Origin of the sequence: Arthrobacter sulfonylureivorans (assembly GCF_047607445.1) — a bacterium.
GTDB classification, from domain to species: domain Bacteria; phylum Actinomycetota; class Actinomycetes; order Actinomycetales; family Micrococcaceae; genus Crystallibacter; species Crystallibacter sulfonylureivorans_A.
The window spans coordinates 21,338-47,167 of the sequence record NZ_JBLKRT010000026.1 but is presented as its reverse complement, the minus strand read 5'-3'; the positions used below and the strand labels follow the sequence as shown (position 1 = coordinate 47,167).

The window sequence follows — 25,830 nt, the reverse complement described above, 5'->3', positions numbered from 1 at the left end:
TAAGTGGAAATGGCGGCTTTCACAGCTCAACGTAGCGATTCTATGTCTTGCAAGCCTAACGTTTTGACGCGGGCAGGTTATTACATGCCATGGCCACTGCTCGGGAGAATACTGGTGGGCGCACTTTGCGCGAACCAAACTTTCACTTGTCCATCTCGGCCTCGTCTACGCCACCAACTCCGCGAGATCGATTTTCTTGCGTAGCTTCGCGATCGGCCCGCCCCACGTCTTGGTTCTGAACGCCCACTGTCCGGCAATGAGGCTGGGAGAAACACCGAGCATATTAGCGAGGGAAACTATATCCTTCACTGTCGTTGTTGCGGCAAGTTGTGCCCTGTAGGCCGGTGGAATGAGATGGTCCTCCGCGAACGTATTGGCGGCCGTCTCTTGCGAGTCCGCGTCGTCGTCAGCCTTGAACCCATCAATGAATGTGCTTCTTTTCGGGTGAAGAAGTACGTGAGCGATTTCGTGTAAGAGCGTGAACCACAGGCTATCGAGAGCCTTGTATCGACTCGTCACCGCGATCATTGGCGTTCCGTTGATCCAACGCGATACACCACTAATTCGAGTATTTGGAATTTCTGGGACAAATACGAGAACGACGCCCGCGTCTAGCAGAAGTTTTTGCGCTTTCCTGAATGCCACCCCTACGTCGTCATTGACTGTGAGCTTAGGCAATAGGGCGGCCGCAGCCTGCAGCTTCGCGGAATCGTACATCGGAGCGTCTGCGATGAGGTCGGCAGCGTGCAGTTCCGATATGCGCAGCCAGAGGGCAGTCAAGTTTGGATCAATGGAATGGATCTGACTTCTTTTATATGACGCCTGTGGCTCAAGCCAAGTTTTCGCGTACGCGCTGGGAGACGCTACTGAGAAGAAAGAAAGAAGTTTTGCCGCGAGGTTTGGGCCGGAATCTGACCCGTTAATTACCTTGCGATCGATAAGCAACTGGCGGGGGAAAGAGTTTGCCCAGTCGACGAATCCGGCGAGAGCGTTGTGCCTCTCCCTTCGCGCCTCATGTGCCTGATGCGCCGCCTCCAGGTGAAGCCAGGTCTCGGCGGACGTCCCGAGAACCTGTTCCAGAGTGACAGCGACGTCGGGAGATAGCGCGGCTGTTCCCTTGATGACGAGGTTAATGTGCTTCGGGCTGAGTCCGGTGCGGGCGGCAAGCTGCGCTTGGCTGATCGCACGAGCGTCGAGCTCGCGTTGCAGTAGGCGACCGGGCCGCGGGGCGAAGTCGAACTGGGCGTCTGTGGCGATATACGTGTTCATGAGTCTCGATTCAGATCGCAGGTCGGAGGATTGACCGGCCGCGAATACGGAAGTCCTGGACGAGTAGCGCTTGCGAAGAAGCGTGGTCGGGCAATGCTGCCCGATCTAAGACAGCACGGGGAACCCCATCGGAACTGAGGGGACGTACATGCATTTCAACCTCCTCGATCGAGAGCGCCAGATTCCCCGCGTGGACGTCTATTCCGACGCTCTGAAACGTCACGAGGTTTTCGAGCCGTGGGGCGTATGCGACGACGTGCAGGAGATCCTCCGCCGCCGCGACCTGACCGTCGGCGACAGCGCGTAGCTGCGCTCCCGAGACACAGAAGTCCTCAAGCTGAGGACTTATCCAGGCGAGCTGCAAGCTTTACCTCTTTGGTAAATGGTACTTATGGTAGAGTCGGCTTTACCCGACAGGTATAGGCTACCTGCTTCCAGCCGGAAGTAGGAGCAAGCTACAAGGAAGGAGGGCCCAAATGGCCCCCAAGGCAACGACCTCTCTGCGGATCTCTATCGACAGCAAGGCGTTTACCACTCATGATGACGACCAGGAGGCTGCTGCGCTGCTCCGCCTCGCAGGACGGGATCCGAAGGTTTTCGACCTCTTCCGGCTCAAGAAAAACGGGGTCGAGGAGAAGATCCACGACGGCCAGATCGTAAACCTGAAAAACGGTGATCGGTTCGTCTCCCGCCAAAAACTTCGCTTCACCATCGACGGCGAGCCGCAAAGCAGCTACGACGACGACCAGACAGCCGCCGCGTTGCTCCGCCTCGCCGGAGTCGACCCCACAGGCTATGACCTCGCCCGAATTCTGGCTGCCGGCGGCACCGAGACGTTCCGCGACGAGCAGATCGTAAAAATTCAGAACGGGGACGAGTTTGTTACCGCCAAGCATGTCGGAGGGGTCGCGTGAGCGATGCGGCCGGCCTAACCGGGCCGGCCCAACAGTTCATCAATGACATGACCGCCGTGGGCGCCACTGCCCGGGCCGACGGACCCCGCATCCTGTACGACGTCGTCGCGGTAGGCGGCGCCCTGAGCGGGCAGACGGTGACGACCGGCGTCAGCATGTCCGAGGTGCTGAGCTGGCCTATGGTCCCTCCTCACTGGATCCACCTTCCTGACTCGGTCACGTTCTCTGAGACGAATATGGATGAAATCGACTGCCAACCTGGGTGGAAGCGGCATTCCCGCGATTTCAGCTACACGGACATGTCGATTCCGCCGGCCCTGGCGTGGCTCCGGCACGTTCGGGGCTTCCTCTCGATCGCAATCCGGAAGGCGGCATGACATGAGGTATTCCGTAGCGATGACTGGTGAAGTCGAAGTGGCCATGCGTGAGCACCTCATCCGCCAAGATGGCCAGGAGGACGTGCTCGCCGCGACGTACGTCCTCTCCACCGGCGTGGAGCGCACAACCGCTCTCATCAAGTCTGTAATTTTCCCCGGAGAAGGCGAGCGACACGTGCACGGGAACGCGTCGTTCACCAGTGGATATGTGCTCCGCGCATCGAATGAGGCACGCGCCGCCGGCCACGGACTCGCATTGCTGCACTCCCATCCGGGCTCTCGCGGCTGGCAATTACTTAGCGGCATGGACCGGGAGACGGAGTCCGAGTATGAGCGCGTCGCCCGCGGGATTACGAAAGCGCCACTCCTAGGGATGACCTTGGGCGGTCGCGACACATCGTGGTCCGCCCGGTTCTGGTTCGATCGGACCGCTCCTACCTGGGCGGAATCCGTGAGGTCGGTGTCTTCGAGGCTCGCTGTCACCTGGAACGATGAGATCCGTCCGATCCCCCGCGTGACTCGTTCCCAGCAGCGGACGGTCTCGTCGTGGGGTGAGCGCACGCAGGGTTCAATTGCGCGCCTGCGCGTCCTCGTCGTCGGTGGCGGTAGCGTCGGCCTCGACGTCGCGCAGCGCCTCGCCGCGACTGGCCTGGCGACGGTCGGGGTGATGGATTACGACGCCGTCGAAACGGTGAACTTGGACCGCATGATCGGCGCCACACGCCTCGACGCCGCGCTCGAGCGGTCCAAGGTCGAAGTAGCCGCGCGCCTGATGAAATCTGCCGCGACCGCGGAGTCGTTCGAGATTCGACGTCACGAGGTCAGCATCACCGACCCCGTCGGTGTAAGCCCGGCGCTCGACTATGACGTCATCTTCTCCTGTGTCGACCGCCCCTGGCCGCGAGCTGTGCTGAACGCACTCGCCTACACTGACCTCATTCCGGTCATCGATGGCGGAATCGCGCTTGACACCTTCCCGGATGGGCGCATGCGCAACGGCATCTGGCGTGCGCACACGCTTGTTCCAGGACGCCCGTGCATGGCGTGCCTCGGCCAGCTCGTTATCGGCGACATTCCACTCGATAAACAGGGGCTGCTGGATGATCCGGAATATATCGCGGGAGCGCGTCGCGAAGCTCCCTCCCGCCAGAACGTCGCCGCGCTCTCCGCGAGTGTCAGCGCTGCCCTGCTGGCACAGTTCGTCAGTCTCACTGCCCACCCGGGCGGCCGCGGCGCTTCTTCGCCGCTGCGTCACGTCCTATCCACGCACACCCTAGAGCACTCGGCCGCGATTTCAGGCCCCTACTGTGCTTACGAGAACGCGACTGCCGTAGGTGATACCCGCACTCCAATCGCCGAGCACCGCGAAGATTGGCGCGCCATCGTTTCCAAACGTGCGAGAAAGAAGAGCCCCCTGCGCCTCCGCGCCCTCGCGGCGACCGAGGATTTCCTGCAGCGCGCAATTTCCCGACTCCAGTAGGTGGCAGCACTTCCGCGGGTCGACCAGCCAAGGTCGGCCCGCGGTCGTTCACGGCCGACCGGGGTCTCGAAACCCTCCAGATACGACAGGCTCGCCCAATGCGCAACCGTGACGACTGTCCTTGTCCTATTTCAGTGCAGTCTTATGAGACCGGCGATTCACCTAACTATGTCCCTTAACGATCTTGTTGAGTCGGCGTGTTCACCATCAGTTACGAGGCACATGAAACATCCGGTCAGGCCAATGAGTGCCGGCAGCCAGAGGATTGCCGGGATGGACCGTCGAAACCCCCATGCTCCGGACCCTACCGGTGCAATCGAGCCGCCGCCGCCGGAAACGCCGTGTCTGAAAACTTCTGGTCTGGGGTAGGAAGTCCAGTGGACGCTGCGCTTACCAAGTCGTCTTAGCGGCGTTCCTCATGGCACAGAGGATTTCGGCCCGGTTTTCGGGCCGGGTGTTGAGGTTCGTGGCGCTGGGATGTGGGACCGCCTGCCAGTCGAGGGAGCGGATCCCGGATGAGCGGGTCCGGAGCAGCTCCCATCCGGTCCTGGCATGCGCACCGAAAGTGATGACTAGGTCAAGTTGCCGGAACAAGCCCAGGACTGTCTCGAGGTGCTGCGTTGCCTCGAGCACGTCAGCCAGTCGGGTGGTCTGGGTCCGGGGCCCGTCCGGCAGATACCAGGGCACGATGTTCCAGAGGGCGAAGGCCTGGCGGGGCAGGCCCGCCTCGTGTGCCAAGGTGAAGCAGTTGGCAGCGGTGGCGTCGTTGTTGTCGATTGAAATCAGTCCCGAGCCGCGGGAGGCTGAGGACCGGCTGCCCGGGGCCTCGAGCAGGAAAAGGATTCGGGCGTATATGCCGCCGCCGCTGGGATCGAACCACGGCACCAGCGATTCGGCGGCCGCTTGATGTCCGGCCCGCATCCGGTTCAAGTCCCGGACCCAGTCGTTGAGGTCTTTGACGTGCGGTTCGTCCAGCAGCGCCAACTTCCGGTCCACCTCCGCACGATGCCGGTGCGCCCGCGGACTGTTCGGCCACGGACTGTCCGGCCACGGCGCATGGTCGTCGAAGTTGCTCATGCGGGTGTGGCTTTCATTTGCGCCGAGACCTTTCGTTGTTGCGGCATCAGGAGGCCGGTGTCCGTTTCACGATGCGGTAGACCGTGCTGCGGGCGACCTTGAAGAGCTCGGCGATCTCCGCGGTGGTGTGTTGTCCTCCCTTATATAGGGAGACGAGGTGGGCTTCCTGGCTTTTGGAGAGTTTGGGCTGTTTGCCTCGGAGTCGGCCTTTGGCCTTGGCGACCTGCATGCCTTCGCGGGTGCGGGCCCGGATGAGGTCGGATTCGAATTCGGCGACCATGGCCAGGACGTTGAAGAGGAGTCGGCCGACCGGGTCGGTCGGGTCGTGCACGGATCCGCCGATGCTTAGCTTCACTTTCTTTTTTGTCAGTTCTTCGACGATGTCGCGGGCGTCGGGTAGGGAGCGGGCGAGCCGGTCGAGTTTGGTGATGACTAGGGTGTCGCCGGCGCGGACCGCGGCGAGGGCTTCACGGAGGCCGGGCCGGTCGCGGTTGGTGCCGGTGAGCCCGTGGTCGGTATAGATCCTGTCGTCGGGCACGCCCAATGCGGCCAGTCCGTTTCTTTGGGCGGTGAGGTCCTGCTCGTTGGTTGAGACGCGGGCGTAGCCGATGATGTGCGCGGACATGCCCTAACTGTAGCGTTTAGGCTACCTTCACCGGGCTTTTTTGCGGGCGGGGTATACGCGAATCTAAGAAGCCAGTACTTGTATGGCTTCTTTCCCGGCCCGGGAGCGGTCCGTAAGTGTCGCGGTGGAGGACCGGCTTATGCGACTCATCCTACGAGCCAGAAGATTCACTTAGGCTGTGGGTGGAGGCCACGGTACTGTTCTCGACCACGCCGTGTATGGCATCAGTCGGTAGGACATTGCCGTTCGGGAGCCTCCTGGTAGTCCGGGACGGGGCGGGAGTCGGCCTCCTCGGCGGTCTGGGCAGCGCCGTTTCGCTCGATGTCCTCGATAAGCCAGTCCATCTCAAGGATCTCGCGCCGCTGTGCCTCGCTGATGCTGGCGGCAAGCTCGCAGACTCGGACGTCCTTTATCTGGGCGCGTTCGGATCGGGTAATGGCCAAGGAGTGATGGGGAATCATAGCGCGCATAAACGCTGTGTCGTTCACGGTTATCTGGCTGCGGTCCAGGAACACACCTCCTGCAATGAGCAGAACGCTGACGACGATCACCGCAACGTTTGCCTTTGTGTTCTTGTACATGTTGAGCATCCAGGCGAGCATGACCAATCCCATGGTGCCGCCCATCGTGATCGCCATGAAGATTCTGCTCTGGCTGAAACGCACGTGGGACCATTCCCAGGAACCGACAAACATGACCCAGTACATGACGACCATCGCGGTCAGGATCATGGCCGCGAACCGTAGGTACATCTTCCTTGGTCCATGGGACTTCCCTTGGTCGTGGTGCTCGGCTCCGTCTCGCGCCTTGTCTTTCATGGTCATCGATTTGCCTCCTCGTCTTCTGCGCGCCCGGTAGAGGCGCAATATTCCGTTATCGCCTGTCGTGTTTTGCTTATGTCCATGGCTCTTTCCCTGAGCTTCGCCGGGCCCTCCCGTCCGGTTTCCCGGAGCAAGAATTCAGAGCCTCGTGATCGTCGCCTGGGCGTCTTTTCCACGCTCCCACAGGGCAGGAATACCGCGTCGGATACGCACGCCGGCTCAGGGCGAGCGTCCAGGGCGCCGGGGACACGGTGACCAAAAGGGCCCACAGTAAAGTAGCGGGCCGCTGCCGGAGGGAGGGTGGAGTGCGCCTGCCTGCCCTGGAAATCCCCAGGCAGACAGGCATAGCTGTGCTGGTTTATGTCCTGCTGACGCCGATGCCGATTAATGAGAGGGCAGCGGACGCAGGAGGTGACGGTCCGCCTGCCGGGGCGTTGCCGGCAGGCCGCAGCGGGTGGAATCGGGGAGCGTCCATGGTCAGCTGGCCGGCTATCCGATACAGCGGCTCACTGTATATCTTGTCCGCGGGATTCGTGCAGCACTGGTGGCCGCTGCCGCAAGGTATGTGTGCGGTTGAAGGATCGGTGTGGCCGACAGCGGGGACTGCAGCGGCGTATAAATTCCCCGGCTTCGAACCATGGGAGTGTTGGGCTGGTAGGCATACTATGCCAGCATTTGCCACGAAGAGCGCAGCTGCGAGTAACGGCAGGATCCTCAACCGGGCCGGAAACCCGGGCAACCACCGTTCAAGGAGCGGGATCCGTTCAGCCATGGTCCTTCCATCCACACTTCAGCGTTTTGAGATCCTTAGAAAAACGTCGGCAACCCAAAGCAGCCTGTACACCGGATCTGGCGTCTCACAGGGTACGCCCGCCCCATCCTCGATGACAGGGAGGGGCGGCAGGCTTGCGGTTTGTTCCGGGTTTGTTCCTATTCGGAGGCGCCGCGTCCGAGGGAGGACAGCAGCTCGTCGCAGGCTTTTTCACAACGGCGGCAGGCCTCTGCGCACACCTTGCAGTGTTCGTGCATCTCGGCGTGCTGTTCGCATTCGTCGGCGCAAGCCTTGCAAACCGTCCGGCAGGCCTCCAAGACGGCTTTGGTGATGTTCGCGTCGTAGCCGGTGTGGCGGGAGAGAATGTTGCCGGTCGTGGCACAGATGTCGGCGCAGTCCAGATTGGTGCGAATGCATTTGGTCAGGTCCGCGACCATGTCCTCCGAGAGGCAGGCGTCGGCGCAGGCGGTGCAGGTCTGGGCGCATTCGAAACAGGCGGCTATGCAGTCGGCGAGTTTCTGACGGTCCACTCCGCCCAGGTCCTTGGGGTAGGTGTCGAGCATTGAGCTGATGTGCGTCATGATCTTGCTCCTGTTTGTCGGGTTGCAGGCCGACGGGCGTCGGCCGCCACATAAGCACAGTAGCCTTACTATTGGAGTGCTGGCTACCTAGGCCGGAGGGGCCGGCTTGACCTATACCCCTGGGGGGTATAGAACTGGAGGTTACCGGAAACCAGCGTCACGGGCCCGTTTAGGGCTTCAACGCAGTGAAGGTCCTCACCGCTGCGGCGGCGGAACGTCATCCCCTCTGCGGCCTGGCGTTCCAGATTCCCGCGGCCATCACGAATGAAGTGTGAGGAGAACACCATGAGCGCGCCCCTTGACCGCGAACTTCCCCTGCTAACCGAGTCCGCTTCCGGCTGCGCCTGCTGCGCGCCGGACATCGGTTCCAAGAACCAAGCCGAGCACCCGCAACCAGAACAGCCGCCGGGCCTGACGGCTGCAGCTGAGTACCGCGTGGCGGGCATGACCTGCGGACACTGCGCCTCCAGCATCACCGAAGTACTGAGTGCACTCGATGGGGTCAGGGATGTGCAGATCGATCTGGTTCCCGGCGGCATTTCCACTGTCACCCTTGCTGCCGCGCGTCCCCTCGACGAGGATGCGGTGCGGTCGGCCGTTGCTGAGGCCGGCTACGAACTCATCACTTCCTGAAGACCCGGATCTCCGAAGCGCCGCCATTCGGCGGTGAGGGCGCCGCCCGGCTATGAAAGAAGAGTCATGAACACCGAGCATTCGCAGCACGACCACGATTCGACCGGTCACACCCGGAAACCTGTTCTTGACCCGGGCCATGAGGGCCATGGGCCGGCGGTGACCGATCACGATACGCACGGGCAGGCCATGCCGGCCGGACATGACGCGCATTCTGCGGTGGACGAAGAGCATGCCGTCCACACGCACGGCGAACATGCCGGGCACAGCACCGCCATGTTCAAGAACAAGTTCTGGCTGTCCCTGGCCCTGTCAGTCCCCGTGGTGTTTTTCAGCCCGATGTTCGGGATGCTCTTTGGCTACGAAATCCCGCAGTTCCCCGGGGCAGCGTGGATCCCGCCCGTGCTCGGTACGGTCATCTTCTTCTACGGGGGCATGCCGTTCCTGAAGGGCGGGGTGAAGGAACTGAAGTCCCGGCAACCGGGCATGATGCTGCTGATCGCCATGGCGATCACGGTCGCTTTCGCCGCCTCCTGGATCACAACCCTGGGCATTGGCGGGTTCGACCTGGACTTCTGGTGGGAACTGGCCCTGCTGATCGTGATCATGCTGCTCGGCCACTGGATGGAGATGCGCGCCCTCGGCTCCGCCCAGGGCGCCCTCGATGCGCTGGCCGCGCTGCTGCCGGATGAAGCGGACAAGGTCAACGGCGACGGGACAGTCACCACCGTCCCGATCGGTTCGCTGGGCACCGGGGATGTCGTCCTGATTCGCTCAGGTGCCCGGGTGCCGGCAGACGGGCGGATCATCTACGGCGAAGCCGAATTCGACGAATCCATGATTACCGGTGAGTCCAAGGCCGTCGGCCGCGGCACCGGGGATACCGTGGTCGCCGGTACGGTCGCCACGGACAACGCAGTGCGGGTGCAGATCAGCGCCGTCGGTTCCGACACAGCCCTTGCCGGCATCCAACGCCTGGTCGCAGAGGCCCAGGCATCCTCGTCCAGAGCGCAAGCCCTGGCCGATCGGGCGGCGGCCCTCCTGTTCTACTTTGCTCTGGTTGCCGGCATCATCACCTTCACTGCTTGGCTGATCCTGGGCAGCCCGGATGAAGCGGTGGTCCGCACAGTCACCGTGCTGGTCATTGCCTGCCCGCATGCCCTGGGTCTGGCCATTCCGCTGGTCATCGCCATTTCCACCGAACGGGCCGCTCGTTCCGGCGTGCTGATCAAGAACCGGATGGCGCTGGAGCGGATGCGCACCATCGACGTGGTGTTGTTCGACAAGACCGGCACCCTAACCGAAGGTGAGCACGCCGTCACCGCCGTCGCCCCCGTCCAAGGTGTCACCGAGGCTGAGCTGCTGGCCCTGGCCGCGGCCGCCGAATCGGACAGCGAACACCCTGTGGCCCGAGCCATCGTCAAGGCCGCAGCGCAGAACCCCGGAGCGGTCAGGCTGGGCCTGTCCGGCAGCACCTTCACGTCGAGCACAGGGCGGGGTGTCCGCGCGACAGTGAACGGCTCCGAGGTCTCCGTCGGCGGACCGAACATGCTCCGCGAACTGAACCTCAGCGAGCCCGAAGACATCGCAAGGGAAACCGAGGCCTGGATGGACCGAGGTGCCGGTGTGCTGCATGTGGTCCGCGACGGAAGGATCATCGGCGCGCTGGCCCTGGAAGACAAGGTGCGGAGCGAGTCCCGGGCAGCCGTGAAGGCGCTGCAGGAGCGCGGCGTCAAGGTCGCCCTGATCACCGGCGACGCCCGCCAGGTCGCCAACGCCGTGGGCAGAGACCTGGGCATTGACGAGGTCTTCGCCGAGGTGCTGCCGCAGGACAAGGACAAGAAGGTCATCGAGCTGCAGCAGCGCGGGCTGAAGGTGGCCATGGTTGGCGACGGCGTCAACGACTCACCTGCGCTTGCCCGCTCCGAGGTCGGCATCGCCATCGGCGCGGGCACCGACGTGGCCATGGAATCGGCCGGCGTCGTGCTGGCCGGCAACGACCCGCGCTCGGTGCTGTCGATGATCGACCTGTCACGCGCCAGCTACAGGAAGATGATCCAGAACCTGATCTGGGCCACCGGCTACAACATCATCGCCGTGCCGCTGGCCGCCGGCGTGCTCGCCTTCGCCGGCGTCGCGATCTCCCCGGCCGTCGCCGCGATCCTGATGTCGATCTCCACGATCGTCGTGGCGCTGAACGCGCAGCTGCTGCGCCGGATTGACCTGGACCCGGAACGGATCCGGTAGCCGTCCGGGCCGCAGTTGGATTGGAAGCCGGTGGAAACGGGCGGCTACGCTGGAGGGACATGTACGTCGCGGCCACGTTGCAGGGAACGGTGACCGGGAGATCCCGCCCGGTCACCGTCGCCTCCTGTGCCCGGAAGTGGGCGCTGCTGCTCGGGCTGACTGCCATCATTGCCGGCATCCTGGGCATGCACATCTGGATCGGCAGCCACAACCCGGGAAACGCCGCCTCGGCAGCAGCTGTGGCGGCCGCCCCCGAAACAGGGCACGACCACCATCCCGGCACCGGCACCTCAGTGATGACGGATCAAGGCGCACCCGGGACGGCAGTGATGAGCTGCGCGGGCTGCGGGGACCACGAGATGGCGGCAAGCATGTGCATGCTGGCACTGTTCATGGTCGGCGCCGCCGGCTTGATCAAACCCGCGTCCGGGGTGCTCTTCTCGGCTGCCGGCCTGCGCGGCCCGCCCGGTATTTTCCCTGCACACACCGCACCGTTGCAGCCTCCTTCACTGATTCAGCTTTCGATCAGCCGCACCTAAACCGCGCCGAACGCCACCACAAGCATTCGGTCCGTCGTGCCTGCCCGTTGTCCGGCATCACCGTCCGGTCGGGCATCTGAGACGCACGACTTCCCAAAGCGAAGCAACTCTTGAAGGAACCAGAATCATGAAGCGTTACCTGACCCTGCCCGCTGCCGCCCTCGCCGCCGCCCTTGCCCTGGCCGGCTGCGGAGCCGACGATACCGGCAGCCAAACAGCCCCCGGTCAAACCACACAGTCCGGCGCCGCACCCCAGACAGGCTCTGAGGTCAGCGCCGAGCACAACGACGCCGACACGATGTTCGCGCAGATGATGATCCCGCACCACCAGCAGGCCGTCGAAATGAGCGAGATCATGCTCGGCAAAGACAGTCTCGATCCCAAGATCACCGAGCTGGCGACCCGGATCAAGGAAGCCCAAGGACCGGAAATCGAGCGGATGACCGCCATGCTCGATGCCTGGGGCGAACCGGTCATGATGCCCTCGGAAAGCGCTGGCGCCATGGAAGGCCACGACATGCACGGCAACGAATCCGGGAAAGCCGGCATGGGCTCGATGGAAGGGATGATGTCCGAAGATGACCTGGCAAAGCTGGAGTCCACGCAGGGCACCGAAGCAGCAGAACTGTTCCTGACCCAAATGATCGCCCACCACGAAGGGGCCGTGAAGATGGCCGAGCAAGAAGCCGAACAGGGTTCCAACCCGCAGGCCGTGGAACTGGCACAGACGATCATCAAGGACCAGGAAGGCGAGATCCAGGAAATGAAGGACCTCCTCGCCACCCTCTAGACCCTCGACCGGCAGCGGCGGAGCCCAGCCGAAGGCGGGTCCGCCGCTGCCATGCCTGCTCACGCCCCCCAGCCCTCACCGGAGTAATACAGCCATGCCCGCAGCACACGTCAAAACCACCACCACCCGCACCCTCCGCGCCCTCGCTGCCGTCGCAGCCGTCGCCCTGCTCGCCGCTTGCGGTCCCACACAACCCGCCGCGCCGCCGGCCGCTACGGCGCCTGCCAATCCCTATGGGCATATTCACGGGATGACCGTTGACCCGGACACCGGGCACGTTCTACTGGCCACCCACAACGGGTTGTTCAATGCCACCGCCAGCCCCGTCGAACAGATCAGCCCCACCATCGACCTCATGGGTTTCGCCACCACGGCCGACCCCGGCCACTACTATGCCTCCGGCCATCCCGGCCCGGGCTCGGACCTGCCCGACCCGGTGGGACTGATCCATTCCAACGACGGCGGGGAAACCTGGGAACCGCTTTCGCGCCAAGGCGAATCCGACTTCCACGCGATGACCTCCACCCGGGACGGCATCATCGGATACGACGGCCAGATCCGCCGGACCAAGGACGGACGGAGCTGGACCACTATAAAGGCCGACTTCCAGCCATTCGCCCTGGCTGGCTCTCCCACTGGAGCCGTCGTCCTGGCCACGACCGAGCAGGGCCTCCAACGCTCCGGCAACGGCGGAACCACCTGGGAACAGCCCGCCAACGCGCCCCTGCTGGTCTTCACAGCCTTCGCGGACTCCGCCACGGTCGCCGGTGTGGCCACCGACAACACCGTCCATATCAGCCGGGATGCCGGACGCACCTGGCAGCCCCGCGGAAGCGTCAGCGGCCAGCCCGCAGCCATCGCCGCGACCGCCGGCAACGGCAGCGAGGAAGCAACGCAGATATGGGTTGCCACCACCAGTGGCCTCGAACACTCACAGGACAATGGGGCTACATTTACCCCCGTGGGCAACGGGAACCTGCCATGACGCTGGTTACACGGGTCTGCGCCACCTGTTTTCCACCGCACGATCAAGTTTCGGTCCTGCGCTCGGTCCACCGGCAGTTGATGCAGAGCTCTCGCTGACCTCTGTTGCGGCGGGCGACGGCTTAGGGGCGGCCTAGTCCAGACCAAGCCGGGTTTTGATGATTGATCAGTAGCTACTGTATGGTCAGTACATGCTGACTATTGCTTCCCGCCTGGACGTGATGAACCGTCTCGGACGCGCGATGGCTGATCCGAGCCGTTCTTCCATCCTCATGGCGTTGTTGGATGGACCAAGCTACCCGGCCGTCCTCTCGCGCAGTCTGAACCTGACCCGTTCGAACGTCTCCAATCATCTGACCTGCCTCCGCGATTGCGGGATTGTTGTCGCAGAGCCTGAAGGCCGGCAAACCCGTTACGAGATTGCTGACCCTCATCTGGGGAAGGCACTGCAGGCCCTTGTGGAAGTCACGCTTGCGGTGGACGAGAACAAACCGTGTATCGATCCTGCATGTTCAGTGCCCGGCTGCTGCGGGGGCGCCCGATGACCACCACTGTCACCGATGATGCAGCCGCACTGACATTAAAGGAGGATGCTCGATGAGCGATGCTTGTGGCTGCAGCGACGACCGGCCCGAAACCGGGGAAGCAGGAGAGGAGGAAGCGGAAGGCTTGTGGCAGGTTACCGAGATCCGAGCCGCGACTGTCTCAGGCGTCCTGCTGCTGGCTGCATGGATCACCTCACTTGCCGGAGGCCCGGAGTGGGTAACCTTTCCGCTGGAAGTCCTTGCGCTGCTGATTGCCGCTTGGACGTTCGTTCCCTCTACGCTCCGGCGCCTGGCCAAGGGCAAAATCGGCGTCGGCACCCTGATGACCATCGCCGCCGTCGGCGCGGTCGCGCTGGGCGAGATCGAGGAAGCGGCCATGCTCGCCTTCCTCTACGCAATCTCGGAAGGCTTGGAGGAATACTCGCTGGCCAAGTCCCGCCGCGGCCTACGCGCCCTGCTTGACCTGGTCCCGGCCGAAGCCACCGTGCTGCGAAACGGCGCCGAAGCCACTATCGCCCCGGCCGAACTCATCCCGGGCGACCGCATGGTGGTGCGCCCGGGCGAACGGCTCGCGACCGACGGCCGCATCGTTACAGGCCGCACGTCCTTGGACACCTCGGCCCTGACCGGGGAATCGATGCCGGTCGAGGCCGGACCGGGCACCGAAGTCTATGCCGGGTCCATCAACGGCACCGGCCCGCTCGAGGTCGAAGTCACCAGCACCGCAGAGAACAACTCGCTTGCCAGGATCGTCCACATCGTGGAAGCAGAGCAGTCCCGTAAGGGCCCAGGCCAGCGCCTCGCCGACGCCATCGCCAAAAAACTCGTCCCGGGGATCTTGATTGTTGCGGCGCTGATCATCGTTTTCGGTTTCATCGTCGGTGAACCGCTCGTGTGGTTCGAACGCGCCCTCGTGGTCCTGGTCGCCGCTTCACCGTGCGCTTTGGCCATTTCGGTACCGGTCACCGTCGTTGCCTCGGTGGGTGCGGCCAGCCGTATCGGTGTTCTCATCAAGGGTGGCGGCGCCCTCGAAACACTGGGGAAAATCCGCACCATAGCCTTGGACAAGACCGGCACCCTGACCCGCAACCAGCCGGCCGTCATTGACGTCGCCACCGCCGGTAGCACGAGCCGGGAGCATGTGCTCGCCCTCGCAGCCGGACTGGAGGCACGCAGCGAACATCCGCTCGCCCGCGCGATCCTCGCCGCGACACCCGACCGGGCCGCCGTGATAGACGTGGACACCATCCCGGGCGCCGGCCTGGAAGGAACTCTGGACGGCAGAAAACTGCGCCTGGGACGGCCCGGCTGGATCGACCCCGGAACATTGGGGGCGGACGTGGAGAGGATGCAACACTCCGGAGCCACCGCCGTGCTGATTGAGGAAGACGGCCAGGTCATCGGAGCCGTAGCCGTACGCGACGAACTGCGCCCGGAGGCACGCGATGTCATCGCCCGGCTGACCCGGTCCGGGTACAGCACCGCCATGCTCACCGGCGACAACACCATCACCGCCAACGCTCTGGCACGAGACGCCGGCATCACGGAGGTCCACGCCGACCTTCGGCCTGAAGACAAGGCTGACATCATCCGCACGCTCAAGTCGCGCGGCCCGACCGCGATGGTCGGCGACGGCGTCAACGACGCCCCGGCCCTGGCCACAGCAGACACCGGCATCGCAATGGGTGCCATGGGAACTGACGTCGCCATCGAAACCGCCGACGTCGCCCTGATGGGTGAGGACCTGAACCATTTGCCCCAAGTGCTCGACCACGCCCGCCGCACCAGGGGCATCATGCTCCAAAACGTGGGCCTGTCCCTGCTGCTGATCGCCGTGCTGATCCCGCTGGCACTGTTCGGCGCCCTCGGGCTTGCCGCCGTCGTACTGGTGCACGAGCTCGCCGAAATCGTGGTCATCGCCAACGGCGTCCGTGCCGGCCGGCTCAGCCGCAGGAACCGGCTAACGGCCGGTCAGCCTTCCCCGGTGTTGGAGCCGGCAGCGTGAGCACTGAAACAGCCGGTCCGGCCGGGACACCCTCCCGGCCGGACCGCCGGCTCAGGACCGTGCTACTGGTCTGGGCGGCCTTTCTGGCAGCCGCCGACCTGGCCGTCAAGACCGCGGCCGAGGCCTTGCTATCCGGGGGGACAGTCATCGACCTAGGGGTGGTCAATTTCCGCCTGCTCTACAACCCGGGTGTCGCTTTCAGCCTCGGCGCGGCGCTGCCGGACTGGGTGATCATCGCCGCGACGGGCCTGATCATTGCCGCGATGACTTGGTACGTCCTAACTTCCGCACCAACCACGACTTGGCTGTCCCGGGCCGGCGCGGGAATGCTGCTCGGCGGAGCAGCCGGTAACTTCATCGACCGACTCGATGGACGCGGCGTCGTGGACTACCTGCACACCGGCTGGTTCCCCACCTTCAACCTCGCCGACGTCTTCGTCACTACGGGCGTGGCGGTCTTCATCCTCGGAACGCTCCTGCGCGCGCGCACACCCGCCGAAGGCTGACCGCCAACGTCGCTTCGCCCCTGTGTCCCACCCTGTCCCGACGGCTCAGGCCGCTGTCGCAGATCCCCTGAAGCAGCGGCATTGCCATATCGGCCGTCCTTAACCGGAAGGAAGCATGGATCTCATCCCAGCAGTTCTACAAGCAGCGGGCCTGTTCCTGGCCACCAACATCGACGACATCATCGTGCTCTCCCTGTTCTTTGCCCGAGGAGCCGGAATTCGCGGCACCACCGTGAAGATCGGCGTCGGCCAGTACCTTGGCTTCGGCGGCATCATCGTGGCTTCCGTCCTCGTGGCGCTGGGCGCGGGCACCTTTTTGCCCCCGGAGGTAATTCCCTACTTCGGCCTCATCCCCCTGGCGCTCGGCCTCTACGCGGCATGGAAGGCCTGGAGGGGCGGGGAGGAGGACGACGAGGAGAAGGTCGCCGGCAAAGAGGTCAGCATCGGGACGGTTGCGGCAGTTACCTTCGCCAACGGCGGGGACAACATCGGCGTCTACGTCCCCGTGTTCGTCAATGTCGGGCCGGCCGCAGTGGCGGCATACACGGTCATCTTCCTGCTCCTGGTCGCAGTGCTGGTCGCCGCCGCCAAGTACGTCGCCACCCGCAGACCCATTGCCAGTGTCCTCGAGCGGTGGGAACACATCCTCTTCCCGATCGTGCTCATTGGCCTGGGCGTCGTCATTCTCGTCGAGGGCGGTGCCTTCGGCCTCTAGTACACGGCGGCAGCCCGTAGGCAGCAAAGGCCGTTCTGGTCGGGCTGCCCGTATGACTGGCGATTTTACTCCGGCGCCTTCAACATTCACGTTTCAGGCGGAACAGCCTTCCATGCGGAGCCGACACCTCCGCTACTGCCCGCGCCATAGAGAACAGGAAATACGTGGCAAACACCCTCTTCGGAGCCGCCTCCCATCTCCTGCCGGCACGTTTACCCGATGTTAGAGGAACAACATGACAATTGGCGGATACTTCGCCGAGATGGTCCAATCCGGTGCACTCCTGGTGGCCATGCCCCTGGCCGCCATCGCCGGGACTGTCTCGTTCATTTCACCCTGCATCCTGCCACTGGTGCCCGGATACCTCGGCTATGTCTCGGGTCTGGCAGACCCGGCCAGACCCGACAGCAGGCGCAAGGTCCTCACCGGCGTTGGTCTGTTCATTCTCGGATTCGCCGCCGTCTTCACCCTCTACGGCGCCGCCTTCGGCGCCATCGGAGGATGGCTGCTGCGCTGGCAGGACATCCTGATCCGTGTCCTCGGCCTGTTCGTTGTAATCATGGGCCTGGTGCTCGTGGGCAGGTTCTCCTTCCTGCAGACCACCAAGAAACTCTCCTTCAAACCCAAAACCGGCGTCGCCGGCGCGCCGTTGCTCGGCGTCGTCTTCGGACTGGGCTGGACCCCCTGCATGGGGCCAACCCTCAGCGCAGTCCTGGCCCTGAGCACCACCACCGGCGGGGCCTGGCGCGGCGCCCTGCTTGGGTTCCTCTACTGCCTCGGACTCGGAATTCCGTTCATCCTCGTGGCGCTGGGCCTGGACTGGGTGACCAGGACACTGGGCTTCATCCGCCGCCATATCCGCCCGTTCAACATCATCGGCGGCGCCCTGCTCATCCTCGTCGGCGTGCTGATGGTCTCGGGAGTCTGGACGCTGTGGATCTACCAGCTGCAAAACCTCGCCGGAACCTTCATCACCCCTGTCTGACCGGAAGGACCCCTCACGTGAACACCCGCAACCCAAGCCTCTCCACGGAATCGGAACCGGGGCGGCGAACCTTCCTGATCGGTGCCGCGTCCGCCGCGCTGCTGCTCACCGGATGCGCCGCGCAGGACCCGCTGGCAGCCCAGGCGAAAGCCGGCGACAACAAAAACTACATCGCCGGCGACGGGTCCGTCTCCGAGTACGCTCCCGAAAACCGGGGTGAGCCTGTACAACTGGGCGGCCAGCTCTACGACGGCACTTCCATCAATTCCGCTGACTGGTCAGAGAAGGTTGTGGTGCTGAACTTCTGGTACGCCTCCTGCGCCCCGTGCCGGGTGGAAGCCCCGGACCTTGAAGCCCTCCATCAGGACTTCAAAGACCAAGATGTGCTCTTCTACGGCGTCAATGTCCGCGACACGACCCCCACAGCCGCCGCCTTCGAGCGGAACTTTGGAATCACCTACCCCAGCTTCGACGGCGCCGACGGTTCGATACTGTTCGCGCTCACCGAGCATGTACCACCCCAGGCAGTCCCCACCACTCTCGTCCTGGACAAACAGACCCGGGTCGCCTCACGCATCCTGGGCGTTGCCGAAAAAAGCACGCTCAAAGCACTCATCTCGAGCACACTGGACGAGAGTGCCTCATGAACAGCCGGGCCGGCCGAATCCGTGACGTTGCTACCACTCCCCGGGAAACCGGAACCCCCCGGGGTTGCCGTCAGTTCCTCCAAAAGAACCTGCCCTAACGAGTACTGGAGAAACACGCCATGGTCGTGGCCGCTGACGGATATGTCCTTTACGAGTACATTGTCGCTGTCGCGCACATTGCCTTCGTGGCGTTTCTGTTGGGCAGCGGGCTCGGCAACTTGTTCCGATTCCCATCCTTCCTTTATGGAGACAATCCCAAGCCTTGGGTTCAGCGCTCGGTAGGTATCGGGGAGCTGGTGGTCGCTCTGGTGCTGAGCCTGCCCTATTTTTGGGGTGAAGGCACGGTCTTCACGATCGCTGCAGCCCTAGCCTACGCAGGGGTTATTGCCGTAGTCGCTGTTTCGCGCTGGAGAAGGGGGCACATCTTCAGACCGGCGTACTTATTGATCCCGGCCTTGCTGGCTCTGGCGCTTTCGGCCCTCAAAGCGGGTGAATTGGCCGCGTTCATCCCGGACATCCAGGCGTAAAGGCCAGTTGTAGCGGAGCCTTCTTGCCATGGACGACAGTCACGGGCCGGTTGAGCAGGTCATCCTCGACAGCGCGGCACCCGCACAAGGACACGAAACCGCCTAAGAGCCCATGGGCGGGCGGTCCACCCGTGTGCGAACCACGGCAGCCACTTACCGGCGGCGGACCGCCGTTCGACGCGGCCACCAACCCAGCAACAAAGTGCCGCGGCTCCCGGCGGGATAAGAGGCACCCGGTGGGACCTTCGGGCGCCATGCTTTGCCGAGTCAGGCGTCCGATTTCGAGACAACATTCCGCTACGTGCGGTTCACGGATTTCCTTTGTCCGAGGAGCGGAAAAGGGCCGGCCACAAGCCGGCCCTTTTCTGTTTGTCCACGCACCCCTGGGCGCTGGTGCCGGAGGCCCCCCCGTCCCGCACCAGGGCGGTTGTGGCCGGCCGGCACCTGGAAAGAGTGCCGGCCTTCTTGTGTTTGCGCCGGGCCTCAGCCGACGTTGGCCCACTGCTGAAAGCGGCCGGCCCAGCGTGCCGGCGGGCCAGGCGCAGGACGGCCTGGACCGTGGCAAAGTCTGCCGCTGACAACCGCCCCGAAGTGGAGGCTGTGCATGACCGCCGGGGCGCGGTGGTGAGTGTCGGGTCCGGTGGTGACCTGGCGGTTGTGTGCAGCCGGTCGGCTGGGTCCCGTCGTCCAGGTGTGTGCGGGAAAAGCCCGGAGGATTTAGCTTTTGCCGTGCACAGGTGGGCGAGGGGAGATGCTACTGGTTTGCCGGTGTGATGCTCTCTGTTCGTGCCGCGGAATTGTCGTCGGCCGAGCGGCTGGCGGCTTTCCTGCGGCGGCTGGCCGCGCCGGATTCGAGTCCGAGCTTCTTGAGTTCCTCGGGGCTCCAGCCGTCCTTGGTGGCACGCACGTAGGCGCGCTTATCGTCGCGCTCGGCTTCGGCGAGCTGTTCTTTGAGGTCGGTGATCCGTTGGCGGGTTTTCACCAGTGCGGTGACGGATTCGATGCGTGAGTCCAGGAGTGCGCGGGCCTGGTTGCGGGTCTGTTCAATATCGAGGGTAGCCATGGAGCCAGCCTAACCGGACGGCACGACAGACCAGATCTCCCGAAGGGCCACGGCCCCCAGGCCGACCGACCCGCGAAATCTGCCCCGACGGAGCAAGCTATACACTTACACCCGTGTAAGTGGTGAATCCTTTCGACAAAGGGGTTGTCGGTCGGGCACACTTGGCAGTGTGGTCCCCGGCTCCGGGGTCGCTGCGCTGGGCCGGTTGAAAGGATTGGGGGAACGAGTGACCGAAGAGAATGCGCCTCGTTCCCGGTTCTCCCGCCGCCGTCGGGAAAACAAGCCGGCAGGTACGAAGAAGCGTCGGGATGTGTGGGTCACCGCCGAGGAAGACGCTGCTCTGATGGCACGTGCTGCCAGGGAGCGGGTGACGGTGCCGAACCTGTTGGTCTCCTCGGCGCTGTCTGAGTCTTCTGATTCGCCCACGGAACGCCGCGCGATTGCTGCGGAATTGATGGCCCTGCACAACCTGTTGGCCCGGTCCTCGAACAACATCAACCAGCTGGCGCGGCAGGCGAACGCCACCGGTGATTTCCCGGCCGAAGCGAGCCAGGCGCTGCGGCATATCCGCTCTGTAGCGATGCGGATTGACGATGCAATTGATGGGCTGATGTAGGCCATGATTCCGAACATCACCCGCGGCTCACGCATGGCCGGCCTCATCCTTTATCTGGCATCGACGGATGCGGATAAGACGAAGAACGCGCACACCGAACCGCACCTGGTGGCCGGCGACGCAGCGATCATGGCGTGGTACGACGACGGTGTCCTAGACAAGGACGATGCCCTGGCCATTGCCAAGCACCTTGACCGCCCGCGCAAGGTCTTCGGTGTCTCAGTTCAGATCAAGGACATGCAGTGGGATGCGGCCAAGAAGGAGCGCATCCACGTCGGCTACAAGGACGCCAGCGTGTGGCACTGCTCCCTGAGTCTGCGTGCCGAGGAAGGCGCGCTGACGGACCAGCAGTGGGGCGATATCGCCAACGACTTCGTGGACTCCATGGGTTTCACCGAGACCAGCGGAAAGGCCCGCTGCCGGTGGGCCGCGATCAACCACGGGACCTCCGAGAACGGCAACCACCACATCCACATTGCCGTGTCTTTGGTCCGTGAAGACGGTACGAAAGCCTCCACCCATGGCGACTACAAGAGGGCACAGCAAACCTGCCGCGAGCTCGAGGTTAAGTACGGGCTGGAACAGCTCTCCACGGTGCACGCCACCCGCGGTTACGACCGCGCTGAGAAGGCCACCGCTGTCCGCGATGAACGTGAAATGCACCGTGCTTCCCTGGCACGCAAAGTCCGTGCCTGCGCCACGTCCTCGGCCACCGAAGGAGAGTTCGTCCGGCGGGCCCGTCAGACCGGAATGCTGGTGCGCCCGCGCTACGCGAAGAACACCACCGACGTTATCGTCGGGTACTCCGTTGCCGAACGTCCCCGGCACGGGGAACGGCCTATCTGGTTCGGCGGTGGCACCCTGGCTACGGACCTGAGGCTGGGTGCCCTTCGGCAGGAATGGATGGACTCACCCCAGCTCGCTACGGAAGCCGCTGCGGAATGGAATGCAGCGGCCCGGAACAAGCGGCCCGTCTCAAGGACAGGACCGGAGAACGCAACACCGCCGGCGCAGGCATGGGTGGAATACACACGCAACGCGACCGCTTTGGCGGACCAACTTCGCAGCATCCCGCGGGACGATCATGCCACCTGGGCGAAGGCAGCCAGGGAAGTATCCGGCGCATTCGCCGCATGGTCCTACAGGCTCGAACCTACCCCCGGCCCACTGGCCGCAACAGCAGCGGAACTGTCCCGGACGGCGCAGTTGCGTAACCCCCGGCAGTACAGCAAACCGGTCGCACTTCCGTCCATCGCTGGTGCCGCCATGTTGTTCATGGCAGCGTCCAGCAAGAACAAGACGGCAGCGCAAACGGCGCTCATGGTTCAGCTCATCAACACCGCGTTCGCCGTCTACGAGATGCACGCCCAGTCTGGCCGTGCCCGTGAAGCCCAGCGCATCCGGGCAGTAGTCGAAAACCAGCTGGCACCGTTCACTGCGACGATGCCCAAGGCCGTTCCCGTAGGAGCAGAACAGGAACCCGCCCGAGCGGCTGCGAACCCGCCCCGTGCAGTTGATATTGCGCGCCGCGGCATGGCTCCGATTCGTCCCGGTTCGGTGGTCCCCACGACACCCACGCCGGCCACGCCGGCGAAGACCTATCAACCCAACCGGGGCACCGGGCCGGGACTCGACCGATAAGAATCACACCACTAGTGCAAGGGGAACACCATGAGTGAATCAGACGGCATCGACGACTTTCTCGACAACGGAATGCGGCAATCCCTGATGATCGCCTCGCGCATCGCCGAGACGCTGGCGCGCCGCCGGCAGGAAGCCCAGCGGCAGCAGGAACACCTGGACTCCCAGGCAGCGCAGGAAGCCCAGTCGCGGCTCGCGGCTGAACGCAGTTCAGCCCTCGCCGTCCTCGCAGCTGTCCAGAAAGACGAGTGGTGGGACAAGGCACAGCCGGCCGACATCGCCACGGCGCACTCCGTCGCTGAAGGCTGGAAAGACCACGACCCCGCCGCCTTTGAAGCCTCTACGAAGATCCGTGAAGAAGTCCTTGCCCTGTACGGCATCGACACACACGACGTCGGCACGGACACCGCCTACCTTGAATCAGGAATCGCGACCATCGCGACCGAGAAGGCCCGGCTGGACGAGCTGGCACGCAGCCAGGAAGAAGCATGGAAAGCTGCTGCCGAACACGAGAAAGCTGTGCAGCTGATCGCAGCTGCACAGGCAGAGGAACTTCGAGCCCAGGCGACGAAGCTGGCTCCTGAAATGGAGCGCCACCAGGTCCCCGTGGAATACCTGGCAAATCCCGAACTGGCACAGGCTCTGCAGCGTGCCCACAACGCGAAAACGCCCAAGGCTGCTGCGGCTGCAGACGCCGACATTAAGGAGCGTCTGTTCCTCATCGGCAAGGACGGCATCAACGGTCCCGACATCGAACAGCTGCGGATAGAAACCACTGCGAATATCAACGGTACCGGCGAATCCCACTTCAACGATCCCCAGTTCGTCAAAGCGGCCAAGGAGATGCACGAGGCCAAGCTCCTCACCGAGGGCGGCTTCACGGGGTCCCAAGTTGCGTTAATGGAGCAACGGTATGAAAGGGCCGAAAAGGAACTCTTCTCCCGCATAGAAGGCGTCGGCCGTGAAATCGTAAACCGCGTCACAGGCAACGACAGCACACAATTCAAAGATCAGGCACTCAAAGCAGAAAGCGCATCAGCTGCTGGTTACGGCTCAGCCGAACACCATGCAAAATTCGCGGAGTCCCTGGAGAATACCGGCGCCAGTGAGGCTCAGATCCGCGGACGGCTCACTGCGGCGCGCAGCGAGGGTACACACCCCAGTGCAGCCATTACTAAGGGCAAGGCGGCGGCAAAAGCCAGAAAGTCCCGTACCGGGGCATCAGTGGGCGCTGAACGAGGCAGGGGTGGACTCTCTCGTTAGCCCTGAAATGAGGACAGGGCATCAGTGCCCGTTTCTACCCCCGGGCGGCCGACGCTGCCGCAAAACCCTGCGCCAGGATCAACCGCTGGCCGCATCCTTGCCGGGCCTGAATTCGGAGCGAACGCTACGAATAGCCACTCTCCGCCGATTGGGGGAAGCGATGTCGTCGTAATCAATTTCTTGGGAATCAAATTCCTCCGTGAGGCTTGCGGCCATACGTTCACGAACCTGGGCGGACACGGCGATCGTCCATTCCTTAGTTTCAAAGCTCAAGTTTTGGCGAACGGAGCCGTCGCCGTGCCAGCTTTCAGTGCGTACCATTGCGATGGCAGCCGACTCGAACAGGGCGGTGTCTCCATCAACAATTGGATCGAGTAGCCCGGCGATAGCTTCTGTACCCTTTGCCCTTGAAATTAGCGAGAGCCTCAGTCTCAACGACTCGAGCGGCTCGAGGGCAGTTTTTTCCTGACTGTCGAGGGCATCGAGGAAGTGGTTGGCGAAATCAAGCAACATCTTTTCGACGTTGTGTGTGTCCTGCCCAGCTAACAAGGGCCTGTTAATTGCATGCAGGATTGTCAGGCAAAGATCCTCTCCGAAAAGCTCGAGGAGCTGCCCGCGGGTGAGCTCTCCGGTGCTAAAACCGAGGAGAGTTTCCGCAGCCAACCAGTCGAAAATGAGATCGACTGCCGTCTCCGGGTCGTTGCGACTGTCCTCTAAGCGCCGGTACTCGGACAGCAGGAACGTGACGAGCTTCGTGACTCGATGACCGTCTGCAAACCCTTGTAGATACGCTTGACGGTGCTCGCGAAGTTTCTCAAAAGCGAGACGGGCGATTGAGGGGTGCGCGGAGCTGGATATTTTTGATAGGGCTTCCTCAGCTGCGTCATCAGGTTCTACTCCCATCAACCACGCGATCGCCCGTGACACAATCACGTCGGAAATGTCGTCCTCCGGCACACCTAAGCTGTAGTAGCGCTCGGAGTAGCGGCTGTCGGAGAACGCCTGCGGATGGGGCGGCTTGTTGATGTTGCGCCAGTCCTGAAGCTTCGGAAAGAGAAAGCGGACGCTTTCCCAAGCTCCCGTGATATCGGCGCGACGTGACGTGTCCCTGAACAGCTTTATCCAGTCCTCGGGACTCAGCGTTTTGCCTTCTTCCACTTCTTCTTCGTCAGCGCTGCGCCAGAAGCCTGCTCGCAACTGAGGGGCCCACTCCGGGAGCGCTTCATAGATCTCGTGATGATTCAGACGAAGGTTGGCGAGGGCAGCGAAATCTAGAAAATCGACCTCACCAGGGACTAGCTGGGTTAGCACATTGAGATGGTTCTCGTACCGTGCAATCTGACGAGGAGTTACTAAGCCCGTAGTAAGTGTGTCTATGAGGAGTCGGTAACGCTCCATCCCGGATTCATTGAGGCGAACACCCTGGGCATCTAGCGATTTGGATACTGCCTTCGAGATGTGTCTCCACCGCGTTGCTCTATCTATCTGAGGGAGTTCGAAAGGGTGTTGCACAATTTTTTCCATGAAAGAACTCGTTCGACCGCGGATGCCTTCCGCAGCCAACAGATCCTCCACCGTGTCGGCATCGTAGGCGACTAAGTAATGCACGTTTGGGAACCTCCCGAGGAGGCGGACGACCTTAAGAAATTCGAGAAGCTCGACTGCATCCAAGCGATCAATGTCATCGCAAACGATCAGAACCCGCTTACCCATCGTCCTAAGGAGTTCGGCAAGCGCTTCAAACTCCACTGACCACGGTTGCCGGGCCGTAGCCTCGTCGACTATTAGTTGCCCGACGCCGCTCAAGGCCTTGCCTACTCCAGGGATAGCGGCGAGCACCGGACTGGCCCACTTCGCGTATTTACGCAGTGCAGTTCTTGTGGCATCATCCTCAGCAAGCCCCCCGCCCACTGCGGTATCGAGTGCAGCGACGAACTCAAGCTGTAGGGCAGCTGTACCTGACGCTGCCCAGGGTGTGAAAGATTGCGTGACCCAACTATTTGGAAGAATCTTTCCCACCATCGAAGCCACAGACGACTTCCCACTTCCCCAAGGACCTACCAGGCCAAACACCGTGCTTGGGGCTCCGATAGGAACCTCATCAATCGCCTCCGCCAGGAGCTGTGCGAAGCGCTTTCGACCAAAGGTATCCTCCTCAATGCCATTGATCGGTTCATCTGACCACGCTTCGAGGTTTGCCATAGGTGC

26 protein-coding genes are annotated in these 25,830 nt (G+C 63.1%); 19 read left to right on the top strand and 7 right to left on the bottom strand.

The annotated features are described in order from the left end of the window. Positions 1-165: 165 nt before the first annotated feature. Entirely contained in the window at positions 166-1,269 is a 1,104-nt protein-coding gene (locus tag ACMX2H_RS13175; protein ID WP_414960936.1) for a HigA family addiction module antitoxin, read from the bottom strand. Between the two features lie 148 nt (positions 1,270-1,417). Between ACMX2H_RS13175 and ACMX2H_RS13170 the strand changes: the two genes are divergently transcribed. The 4 genes from ACMX2H_RS13170 to ACMX2H_RS13155 all read left to right on the top strand — a co-directional run bounded on the left by ACMX2H_RS13170 (position 1,418) and on the right by ACMX2H_RS13155 (position 4,040). Further along, the gene (locus ACMX2H_RS13170) at positions 1,418-1,576 is read left to right on the top strand and encodes a hypothetical protein (RefSeq protein WP_414960935.1); all 159 of its coding nucleotides are present in this window, start codon (positions 1,418-1,420) and stop codon (positions 1,574-1,576) included. Positions 1,577-1,745: 169 nt separating this feature from the next. Then, positions 1,746-2,183 (top strand): hypothetical protein, encoded by a 438-nt coding sequence (locus ACMX2H_RS13165; RefSeq protein WP_414960934.1) that lies wholly within the window; start codon positions 1,746-1,748, stop codon positions 2,181-2,183. Continuing rightward, the gene (locus ACMX2H_RS13160; RefSeq protein WP_414960933.1) at positions 2,180-2,560 is read left to right on the top strand and encodes a hypothetical protein; all 381 of its coding nucleotides are present in this window, start codon (positions 2,180-2,182) and stop codon (positions 2,558-2,560) included. Before ACMX2H_RS13165 ends, ACMX2H_RS13160 begins: the two co-directional genes overlap by 4 nt. Before the next feature lie 19 nt (positions 2,561-2,579). Continuing rightward, positions 2,580-4,040 carry a ThiF family adenylyltransferase gene (locus ACMX2H_RS13155; RefSeq protein ID WP_414960932.1) on the top strand — a complete coding sequence of 487 codons (1,461 nt, stop codon included), beginning with the start codon at positions 2,580-2,582 and terminating at the stop codon, positions 4,038-4,040. Positions 4,041-4,430: 390 nt separating this feature from the next. On the opposite strand, the gene ACMX2H_RS13150 is transcribed toward ACMX2H_RS13155, so the two are convergent. The 4 genes from ACMX2H_RS13150 to ACMX2H_RS13135 all read right to left on the bottom strand — a co-directional run bounded on the left by ACMX2H_RS13150 (position 4,431) and on the right by ACMX2H_RS13135 (position 7,916). Next, positions 4,431-5,117 carry a uracil-DNA glycosylase gene (locus ACMX2H_RS13150; protein ID WP_414960931.1) on the bottom strand — a complete coding sequence of 229 codons (687 nt, stop codon included), beginning with the start codon at positions 5,115-5,117 and terminating at the stop codon, positions 4,431-4,433. A gap of 46 nt (positions 5,118-5,163) precedes the next feature. After that, complete coding sequence (locus ACMX2H_RS13145) at positions 5,164-5,742, bottom strand: recombinase family protein (protein WP_414960930.1); 579 nt, start codon at positions 5,740-5,742, stop codon at positions 5,164-5,166. A 224-nt stretch (positions 5,743-5,966) separates the two neighbouring features. After that, the gene (locus ACMX2H_RS13140; RefSeq protein ID WP_414960929.1) at positions 5,967-6,566 is read right to left on the bottom strand and encodes a DUF305 domain-containing protein; all 600 of its coding nucleotides are present in this window, start codon (positions 6,564-6,566) and stop codon (positions 5,967-5,969) included. A gap of 927 nt (positions 6,567-7,493) precedes the next feature. Continuing rightward, positions 7,494-7,916 (bottom strand): four-helix bundle copper-binding protein, encoded by a 423-nt coding sequence (locus tag ACMX2H_RS13135; protein ID WP_414960928.1) that lies wholly within the window; start codon positions 7,914-7,916, stop codon positions 7,494-7,496. A 285-nt stretch (positions 7,917-8,201) separates the two neighbouring features. Between ACMX2H_RS13135 and ACMX2H_RS13130 the strand changes: the two genes are divergently transcribed. The 12 genes from ACMX2H_RS13130 to ACMX2H_RS13075 all read left to right on the top strand — a co-directional run bounded on the left by ACMX2H_RS13130 (position 8,202) and on the right by ACMX2H_RS13075 (position 19,039). Then, the gene (locus ACMX2H_RS13130) at positions 8,202-8,549 is read left to right on the top strand and encodes a heavy-metal-associated domain-containing protein (RefSeq protein WP_414960927.1); all 348 of its coding nucleotides are present in this window, start codon (positions 8,202-8,204) and stop codon (positions 8,547-8,549) included. Positions 8,550-8,615: 66 nt separating this feature from the next. After that, positions 8,616-10,796 carry a copper-translocating P-type ATPase gene (locus ACMX2H_RS13125; protein WP_414960926.1) on the top strand — a complete coding sequence of 727 codons (2,181 nt, stop codon included), beginning with the start codon at positions 8,616-8,618 and terminating at the stop codon, positions 10,794-10,796. A gap of 59 nt (positions 10,797-10,855) precedes the next feature. Then, positions 10,856-11,335: a DUF6153 family protein gene (locus ACMX2H_RS13120; protein WP_414960925.1), complete on the top strand. Its 480-nt coding sequence runs from the start codon at positions 10,856-10,858 to the stop codon at positions 11,333-11,335. A 127-nt stretch (positions 11,336-11,462) separates the two neighbouring features. After that, complete coding sequence (locus ACMX2H_RS13115; RefSeq protein ID WP_414960924.1) at positions 11,463-12,125, top strand: DUF305 domain-containing protein; 663 nt, start codon at positions 11,463-11,465, stop codon at positions 12,123-12,125. A gap of 94 nt (positions 12,126-12,219) precedes the next feature. Then, positions 12,220-13,110, top strand: coding sequence for a F510_1955 family glycosylhydrolase (locus ACMX2H_RS13110; protein WP_414960923.1), 891 nt, complete (start codon positions 12,220-12,222; stop codon positions 13,108-13,110). Positions 13,111-13,300: 190 nt separating this feature from the next. Then, a complete protein-coding gene (cmtR, locus tag ACMX2H_RS13105; protein ID WP_414960922.1) occupies positions 13,301-13,654 on the top strand; it encodes a Cd(II)/Pb(II)-sensing metalloregulatory transcriptional regulator CmtR in 354 nt (117 codons plus the stop codon). 52 nt (positions 13,655-13,706) lie between these two features. After that, positions 13,707-15,659 carry a heavy metal translocating P-type ATPase gene (locus tag ACMX2H_RS13100; protein ID WP_414960921.1) on the top strand — a complete coding sequence of 651 codons (1,953 nt, stop codon included), beginning with the start codon at positions 13,707-13,709 and terminating at the stop codon, positions 15,657-15,659. Next, positions 15,656-16,165: a signal peptidase II gene (lspA, locus tag ACMX2H_RS13095; protein ID WP_414960920.1), complete on the top strand. Its 510-nt coding sequence runs from the start codon at positions 15,656-15,658 to the stop codon at positions 16,163-16,165. Before ACMX2H_RS13100 ends, lspA begins: the two co-directional genes overlap by 4 nt. 115 nt (positions 16,166-16,280) lie before the next feature. After that, on the top strand, positions 16,281-16,880 hold the full coding sequence (locus ACMX2H_RS13090) for a cadmium resistance transporter (RefSeq protein ID WP_414960919.1): 600 nt from the start codon (positions 16,281-16,283) through the stop codon (positions 16,878-16,880). A gap of 235 nt (positions 16,881-17,115) precedes the next feature. Continuing rightward, positions 17,116-17,865: a cytochrome c biogenesis CcdA family protein gene (locus ACMX2H_RS13085; RefSeq protein ID WP_414960918.1), complete on the top strand. Its 750-nt coding sequence runs from the start codon at positions 17,116-17,118 to the stop codon at positions 17,863-17,865. Between the two features lie 17 nt (positions 17,866-17,882). Then, complete coding sequence (locus ACMX2H_RS13080; RefSeq protein WP_414960917.1) at positions 17,883-18,512, top strand: TlpA family protein disulfide reductase; 630 nt, start codon at positions 17,883-17,885, stop codon at positions 18,510-18,512. A gap of 119 nt (positions 18,513-18,631) precedes the next feature. Beyond that, on the top strand, positions 18,632-19,039 hold the full coding sequence (locus tag ACMX2H_RS13075) for a hypothetical protein (RefSeq protein WP_414960916.1): 408 nt from the start codon (positions 18,632-18,634) through the stop codon (positions 19,037-19,039). Positions 19,040-19,793: 754 nt separating this feature from the next. On the opposite strand, the gene ACMX2H_RS13070 is transcribed toward ACMX2H_RS13075, so the two are convergent. Further along, the gene (locus tag ACMX2H_RS13070) at positions 19,794-20,102 is read right to left on the bottom strand and encodes a hypothetical protein (RefSeq protein WP_414960915.1); all 309 of its coding nucleotides are present in this window, start codon (positions 20,100-20,102) and stop codon (positions 19,794-19,796) included. A 226-nt stretch (positions 20,103-20,328) separates the two neighbouring features. Here ACMX2H_RS13070 and mobC point away from each other — a divergent pair, with 226 nt between their 5' ends. From mobC to ACMX2H_RS13055, 3 genes are read left to right on the top strand one after another with little or no spacing between them, the layout of a single operon-like run. Further along, the gene (mobC, locus tag ACMX2H_RS13065) at positions 20,329-20,718 is read left to right on the top strand and encodes a plasmid mobilization relaxosome protein MobC (RefSeq protein WP_414960914.1); all 390 of its coding nucleotides are present in this window, start codon (positions 20,329-20,331) and stop codon (positions 20,716-20,718) included. 3 nt (positions 20,719-20,721) lie between these two features. Continuing rightward, entirely contained in the window at positions 20,722-22,359 is a 1,638-nt protein-coding gene (locus ACMX2H_RS13060; protein WP_414960913.1) for a relaxase/mobilization nuclease domain-containing protein, read from the top strand. 30 nt (positions 22,360-22,389) lie between these two features. Next, complete coding sequence (locus ACMX2H_RS13055; RefSeq protein ID WP_414960912.1) at positions 22,390-23,622, top strand: hypothetical protein; 1,233 nt, start codon at positions 22,390-22,392, stop codon at positions 23,620-23,622. 78 nt (positions 23,623-23,700) lie between these two features. On the opposite strand, the gene ACMX2H_RS13050 is transcribed toward ACMX2H_RS13055, so the two are convergent. Further along, positions 23,701-25,824: a KAP family P-loop NTPase fold protein gene (locus ACMX2H_RS13050; protein ID WP_414960911.1), complete on the bottom strand. Its 2,124-nt coding sequence runs from the start codon at positions 25,822-25,824 to the stop codon at positions 23,701-23,703. Positions 25,825-25,830 lie beyond the last annotated feature (6 nt).

Bases quoted from the DNA above. Each gene is read 5' to 3' on its own strand.
- ACMX2H_RS13175 (WP_414960936.1), bottom strand. From the start codon at position 1,269: ATGAACACGTATATCGCCACAGACGCCCAGTTCGACTTCGCCCCGCGG.
- ACMX2H_RS13170 (WP_414960935.1), top strand. From the start codon at position 1,418: ATGCATTTCAACCTCCTCGATCGAGAGCGCCAGATTCCCCGCGTGGAC.
- ACMX2H_RS13165 (WP_414960934.1), top strand. From the start codon at position 1,746: ATGGCCCCCAAGGCAACGACCTCTCTGCGGATCTCTATCGACAGCAAG.
- ACMX2H_RS13155 (WP_414960932.1), top strand. From the start codon at position 2,580: ATGACTGGTGAAGTCGAAGTGGCCATGCGTGAGCACCTCATCCGCCAA.
- ACMX2H_RS13150 (WP_414960931.1), bottom strand. From the start codon at position 5,117: ATGAGCAACTTCGACGACCATGCGCCGTGGCCGGACAGTCCGTGGCCG.
- ACMX2H_RS13145 (WP_414960930.1), bottom strand. From the start codon at position 5,742: ATGTCCGCGCACATCATCGGCTACGCCCGCGTCTCAACCAACGAGCAG.
- ACMX2H_RS13140 (WP_414960929.1), bottom strand. From the start codon at position 6,566: ATGACCATGAAAGACAAGGCGCGAGACGGAGCCGAGCACCACGACCAA.
- ACMX2H_RS13135 (WP_414960928.1), bottom strand. From the start codon at position 7,916: ATGACGCACATCAGCTCAATGCTCGACACCTACCCCAAGGACCTGGGC.
- ACMX2H_RS13130 (WP_414960927.1), top strand. From the start codon at position 8,202: ATGAGCGCGCCCCTTGACCGCGAACTTCCCCTGCTAACCGAGTCCGCT.
- ACMX2H_RS13125 (WP_414960926.1), top strand. From the start codon at position 8,616: ATGAACACCGAGCATTCGCAGCACGACCACGATTCGACCGGTCACACC.
- ACMX2H_RS13120 (WP_414960925.1), top strand. From the start codon at position 10,856: ATGTACGTCGCGGCCACGTTGCAGGGAACGGTGACCGGGAGATCCCGC.
- ACMX2H_RS13115 (WP_414960924.1), top strand. From the start codon at position 11,463: ATGAAGCGTTACCTGACCCTGCCCGCTGCCGCCCTCGCCGCCGCCCTT.
- ACMX2H_RS13110 (WP_414960923.1), top strand. From the start codon at position 12,220: ATGCCCGCAGCACACGTCAAAACCACCACCACCCGCACCCTCCGCGCC.
- cmtR (WP_414960922.1), top strand. From the start codon at position 13,301: ATGCTGACTATTGCTTCCCGCCTGGACGTGATGAACCGTCTCGGACGC.
- ACMX2H_RS13100 (WP_414960921.1), top strand. From the start codon at position 13,707: ATGAGCGATGCTTGTGGCTGCAGCGACGACCGGCCCGAAACCGGGGAA.
- ACMX2H_RS13090 (WP_414960919.1), top strand. From the start codon at position 16,281: ATGGATCTCATCCCAGCAGTTCTACAAGCAGCGGGCCTGTTCCTGGCC.
- ACMX2H_RS13085 (WP_414960918.1), top strand. From the start codon at position 17,116: ATGACAATTGGCGGATACTTCGCCGAGATGGTCCAATCCGGTGCACTC.
- ACMX2H_RS13075 (WP_414960916.1), top strand. From the start codon at position 18,632: ATGGTCGTGGCCGCTGACGGATATGTCCTTTACGAGTACATTGTCGCT.
- ACMX2H_RS13070 (WP_414960915.1), bottom strand. From the start codon at position 20,102: ATGGCTACCCTCGATATTGAACAGACCCGCAACCAGGCCCGCGCACTC.
- ACMX2H_RS13060 (WP_414960913.1), top strand. From the start codon at position 20,722: ATGATTCCGAACATCACCCGCGGCTCACGCATGGCCGGCCTCATCCTT.
- ACMX2H_RS13055 (WP_414960912.1), top strand. From the start codon at position 22,390: ATGAGTGAATCAGACGGCATCGACGACTTTCTCGACAACGGAATGCGG.
- ACMX2H_RS13050 (WP_414960911.1), bottom strand. From the start codon at position 25,824: ATGGCAAACCTCGAAGCGTGGTCAGATGAACCGATCAATGGCATTGAG.